The 4,927-nt window shown below is 59.7% G+C and carries 4 protein-coding genes and 1 pseudogene; all 5 read left to right on the forward strand.

Annotated features, from left to right (window positions below):
* Positions 1-11 precede the first annotated feature (11 nt).
* Positions 12-1,565: a F0F1 ATP synthase subunit alpha gene (gene atpA, locus IBX54_RS12645; protein ID WP_296543011.1), complete on the forward strand. Its 1,554-nt coding sequence runs from the start codon at positions 12-14 to the stop codon at positions 1,563-1,565.
* 29 nt (positions 1,566-1,594) lie between these two features.
* Entirely contained in the window at positions 1,595-2,491 is an 897-nt protein-coding gene (gene atpG, locus IBX54_RS12650; protein WP_296543012.1) for a F0F1 ATP synthase subunit gamma, read from the forward strand.
* Between the two features lie 44 nt (positions 2,492-2,535).
* A complete protein-coding gene (gene atpD / locus IBX54_RS12655) occupies positions 2,536-3,963 on the forward strand; it encodes a F0F1 ATP synthase subunit beta (RefSeq protein WP_296543013.1) in 1,428 nt (475 codons plus the stop codon).
* 52 nt (positions 3,964-4,015) lie between these two features.
* Positions 4,016-4,432 (forward strand): F0F1 ATP synthase subunit epsilon, encoded by a 417-nt coding sequence (locus IBX54_RS12660; RefSeq protein WP_296543014.1) that lies wholly within the window; start codon positions 4,016-4,018, stop codon positions 4,430-4,432.
* A 200-nt stretch (positions 4,433-4,632) separates the two neighbouring features.
* Positions 4,633-4,927, forward strand: a pseudogene (locus tag IBX54_RS12665) (cysteine peptidase family C39 domain-containing protein); the annotation flags it as partial.

Here is a 4,927-nt window from a genome sequence, read left to right on the forward strand (position 1 = left end):
AGGAAAGAGTCATGCAACTCAATCCCGCAGAAATTTCTGAACTGATCAAGAGCCGTATCGAAGGCTTGTCTGCCACGGCAGATGTCCGCAATCAGGGCACAGTTGTGACGGTGACCGACGGCATTTGCCGCATCCACGGCTTGTCTGACGTGATGCAGGGCGAAATGCTCGAATTCCCGGCCGACGCCGAGGGTCAGCCCAGCTACGGCCTGGCGCTCAACCTTGAGCGCGATTCGGTGGGTTCCGTGATTCTGGGCGCTTATGAGCACATCTCAGAAGGCGACACGGTCAAGTGCACCGGCCGTATTCTGGAAGTGCCGGTGGGTCCTGAGCTCAAGGGCCGCGTGGTCAATGCCCTGGGTCAACCGATTGACGGCAAGGGCCCGATCAACGCCAAAATGACCGACGTGATCGAAAAAGTTGCGCCCGGCGTGATTGCCCGCGAATCGGTCAGCCAGCCCATGCAGACCGGTCTCAAGTCGATCGACTCGATGGTGCCGGTTGGCCGCGGTCAGCGCGAACTGATCATCGGCGACCGCCAGACCGGCAAAACGGCCGTGGCCATCGACGCCATCATCAACCAGAAGGGTCAAAACATGACCTGCGTTTACGTTGCGATCGGCCAAAAGGCCTCCAGCGTGAAAAACGTGGTGCGCTCGCTGGAGCAAGCCGGTGCGATGGAATACACCATCGTGGTGGCCGCTACGGCATCCGAGTCGGCTGCCCTGCAATATGTCGCCGCCTACTCGGGCTGTTCGATGGGCGAATACTTCCGCGACCGTGGCGAAGACGCCATGATTGTTTATGACGACCTCTCCAAGCAGGCCGTGGCTTACCGCCAGGTCTCTTTGCTGTTGCGTCGCCCGCCAGGCCGCGAAGCCTACCCCGGCGACGTGTTTTACCTGCACAGCCGTCTGCTTGAGCGTGCTGCCCGTGTCAACGCCAAATATGTCGAAGACTTCACCAAGGGCGAAGTCAAGGGCAAGACCGGCTCACTCACCGCGCTGCCAATCATCGAAACGCAAGCCGGCGACGTGTCCGCGTTCGTGCCGACCAACGTGATTTCCATCACTGACGGCCAGATCTTTCTGGAAACAAGCCTGTTCAACGCCGGTATCCGCCCTGCCATCAACGCCGGTATTTCGGTGTCACGCGTGGGTGGCGCGGCCCAAACCAAGCTCATCAAGGCGCTGTCGGGCGGCATTCGTACCGACCTTGCCCAGTACCGCGAGCTGGCTGCCTTTGCGCAGTTCGCCTCCGACCTTGACGAAGCCACCCGCAAGCAGCTCGACCGCGGTGCCCGCGTGACCGAACTGCTCAAGCAGGCGCAGTACAGCCCGCTGCCCATCTCGCTGATGGGCGCCACGCTGTTCGCCGTCAACAAGGGTTATGTGGATGACATCGATGTCAACAAGGTGTTGGCTTTCGAGCACGGCCTGCATGCCTACCTGAAAGACAAAAAGGCAACCCTGCTGGCCAAACTCGAAGCCGAGCGCGCCATGGACAAGGACGCTGAAGCCGAGCTCAACACCGCCATCGCCGACTTCAAGAAGTCGTTTGCTTAAGGTCACCTGCAACAGACAAGGAGACTGATATGGCAACTGGCAAGGAAATACGCGGCAAGATCGGCAACTTCGAAAGCACGAAGAAGATCACCAAAGCCATGGAGATGATTTCCGTCTCCAAAATGCGCAAGGCTCAGGAGCGCATGCGTTCGGCCCGGCCGTATTCCGAAAAAGTGCGCAACATTGCGGCGCACCTCGGTCAAGCCAACCCGGAGTATGTGCACGCGTTCATGAAACGCAACGACGCCAAGGTGGTGGGCATGATCGTGGTCAGCACCGACAAGGGCTTGTGCGGCGGCCTCAACACCAACGTGCTGCGCAGTGTGACCAACAAGCTGCGTGACATCAAGAATGACGGCATGACCACGCAAGCGGTCGCCATTGGCAACAAGGGGCTGGGTTTTCTGAATCGCATTGGCGCCAATGTGGTGGCTCATGTGACACAGTTGGGCGACCGGCCGCATCTGGAGCGGCTGATCGGCCCGGTCAAAGTGTTGCTCGATGCTTACGCCAAAGGTGAAGTCAACGCGGTTTTTCTGTCTTACACCCGTTTCATCAACACGATGAAGCAAGAGGTGGTGATGGAGCAATTGCTGCCGCTGTCGGCCTTGCAAATGCAGGTGGACGCGAAAGCCAGCGAGGCCACCACTGGCCAAAAGCACGGCTGGGACTACATCTACGAGCCCGATGCCCAGGCCGTCATTGACGACCTGCTGGTGCGCTACGTTGAGGCGCTGGTGTTTCAGGCTGTGGCCGAGAACATGGCCTCAGAGCACGCCGCCCGCATGGTGGCCATGAAGGCCGCCACCGACAACGCCGGCAACGTGATCGGCGAGCTCAAGCTGATCTATAACAAGACCCGCCAGGCCGCCATCACCAAAGAGTTGTCCGAAATCGTCTCCGGTGCAGCCGCCATCAGCGGCTAAGCCTCAGTTAGCAGCAAGATTCAAATTTATTGGAGCAGAACCAAATGGCTCAGGAAAACACAAATACGAACGCCGGCGTTCAAGGCAAGATTGTTCAGTGCATTGGCGCTGTGGTTGACGTGGAGTTTCCGCGCGAGCACATGCCGCACATCTATGACGCGCTCAAGCTCGAAGGCTCGGCCCTCACGCTCGAAGTGCAGCAGCAGCTCGGCGACGGCATTGTCCGCACCATTGCGCTGGGTTCATCTGACGGCTTGCGTCGTGGCCTGATGGTGTCCAACACCGGCAACCCGATTTCAGTGCCGGTCGGTACCGCCACGCTGGGCCGCATCATGGACGTGCTGGGCAACCCGATCGACGAGCGCGGCCCGGTCAACACCACGCAACTGGCCTCCATCCACCGCAAGGCGCCGGTCTATGACGAGCTCAGCCCGTCGCAAGAGCTGCTGGAAACCGGCATCAAGGTGATCGACCTGGTGTGCCCGTTTGCCAAGGGCGGCAAGGTGGGTCTGTTCGGTGGTGCTGGTGTGGGCAAGACCGTGAACATGATGGAACTCATCAATAACATCGCCAAGGCGCACAGCGGCCTGTCGGTGTTTGCCGGTGTGGGTGAGCGCACCCGTGAAGGTAACGACTTCTATCACGAGATGGCCGACTCCGGGGTGGTGAACCTCGAGAAGCTCGAAGACTCCAAAGTGTCGATGGTCTATGGCCAGATGAACGAGCCCCCGGGCAACCGTCTGCGCGTGGCCCTGACCGGCCTGACCATTGCCGAATCGTTCCGTGACGAAGGCAAGGACGTGCTGTTCTTCGTGGACAACATTTACCGCTTTACGCTGGCCGGCACCGAAGTGTCGGCTTTGCTGGGTCGTATGCCTTCTGCCGTGGGTTACCAGCCCACGCTGGCCGAAGAAATGGGCCGTCTGCAAGAGCGCATTACCTCCACCAAAGTGGGTTCCATCACGTCAATTCAAGCCGTTTACGTGCCTGCCGATGACTTGACCGACCCATCGCCTGCCACCACCTTCGCCCACCTGGACTCCACCGTGGTGCTAAGTCGTGACATCGCCTCGCTGGGTATTTACCCCGCTGTCGATCCGCTGGACTCTACCAGTCGCCAGCTCGACCCCAACGTGGTCGGCCTGGACCATTACGAAACCGCCCGCGCCGTGCAAGGCACGCTGCAGCGCTACAAAGAGCTGCGCGACATCATTGCCATTCTGGGCATGGACGAACTCGCCCCTGAAGACAAGCTGACCGTGGCACGCGCCCGCAAAATCCAGCGTTTCCTGTCGCAGCCGTTCCACGTCGCTGAAGTGTTCACTGGCACGCCCGGCAAGTACGTGTCGCTGGCTGAAACCATCCGCGGCTTCAAGATGATCGTGGCCGGCGAGTGCGATCACCTGCCAGAGCAGGCCTTCTACATGGTCGGCACCATTGACGAAGCCTTCGAAAAAGCCAAGAAAATGTGAACACCATGCGGGACAGGGCGTTAGCGCTGTCCCCGACAGACCAGGAAAATAAATGAACACTATTCACGTTGATGTGGTGAGTGCCGAAGAGTCCATCTTCTCGGGTGAGGCGCGTTTTGTCGCGCTGCCTGGTGAGGCGGGCGAACTGGGCATCTACCCGCGCCACACACCGCTGATCACCCGCATCAAGGCGGGTTCGGTGCGCATCCAGCTGGCTGACGGTGGCGAAGAGTTCGTCTTTGTGGCCGGTGGCATTCTCGAAGTGCAACCCGACTGCGTTACCGTGTTGTCCGACACCGCCGTGCGCGGCAAAGACCTCGACGACGAAAAGGCCAACGAAGCCAAGCGGGCGGCAGAAGATGCTATGAAAAACGCCAAGACCGACCTCGACCTGGCCCGCGCGGCTGCCGAGCTGGCCGTTATGGCGGCTCAGATTGCTGCCTTGCGCAAATTCCGCCAAAAGAAATAAGCGCTTCAGAGCGCAAGGCCGGATCGTCTTCGCGAGCGAAGCGTGGCGATCCAGGTATTTAAAACCCGATCTTCAAAGGATCGGGTTTTTTGTTGACAAGGCAAGTTCTGACGATGACTTGTTGCCGAGTTTACGGCTCCAAAGGTGGCTGTATTTGATACACTGATCCGACAACCAGTTATCTTAATTTAGGGATATTCATGCCGAATTCGGAAGCGTCAGGTGTGGCAGCGGTCCCGCAGACGGCAGTTGACGAGTTGCTGGCCTGCCTGCAAATCATCGCCCGCACCCATGGTGAGGCGGCCAGCCGCGACGCCTTGATGTCAGGCCTGCCAGCCGAACACGCCCGCCTCACCCCCAGCCTGTTTGCGCGTGCGGCGCTGCGCGCGCATTTGAGCAGCCAACTGGTCAAGACGCCGCTGGCCAAATTGAACGACGCACTGCTCCCTGCCGTGGTGCTGCTGCAAGACGAACGGGCTTGTGTGGTGCTGGGCT

It is taken from the genome of Rhodoferax sp. (assembly GCF_014859475.1).
Lineage (GTDB): Bacteria > Pseudomonadota > Gammaproteobacteria > Burkholderiales > Burkholderiaceae_C > Rhodoferax.

What these genes read in the sequence shown, in the direction of transcription:
- IBX54_RS12660 (WP_296543014.1), top strand. Translation starts at nt 4,016, where the DNA reads ATGAACACTATTCACGTTGATGTGGTGAGTGCCGAAGAGTCCATCTTC.
- atpG (WP_296543012.1), top strand. Translation starts at nt 1,595, where the DNA reads ATGGCAACTGGCAAGGAAATACGCGGCAAGATCGGCAACTTCGAAAGC.
- atpD (WP_296543013.1), top strand. Translation starts at nt 2,536, where the DNA reads ATGGCTCAGGAAAACACAAATACGAACGCCGGCGTTCAAGGCAAGATT.
- atpA (WP_296543011.1), top strand. Translation starts at nt 12, where the DNA reads ATGCAACTCAATCCCGCAGAAATTTCTGAACTGATCAAGAGCCGTATC.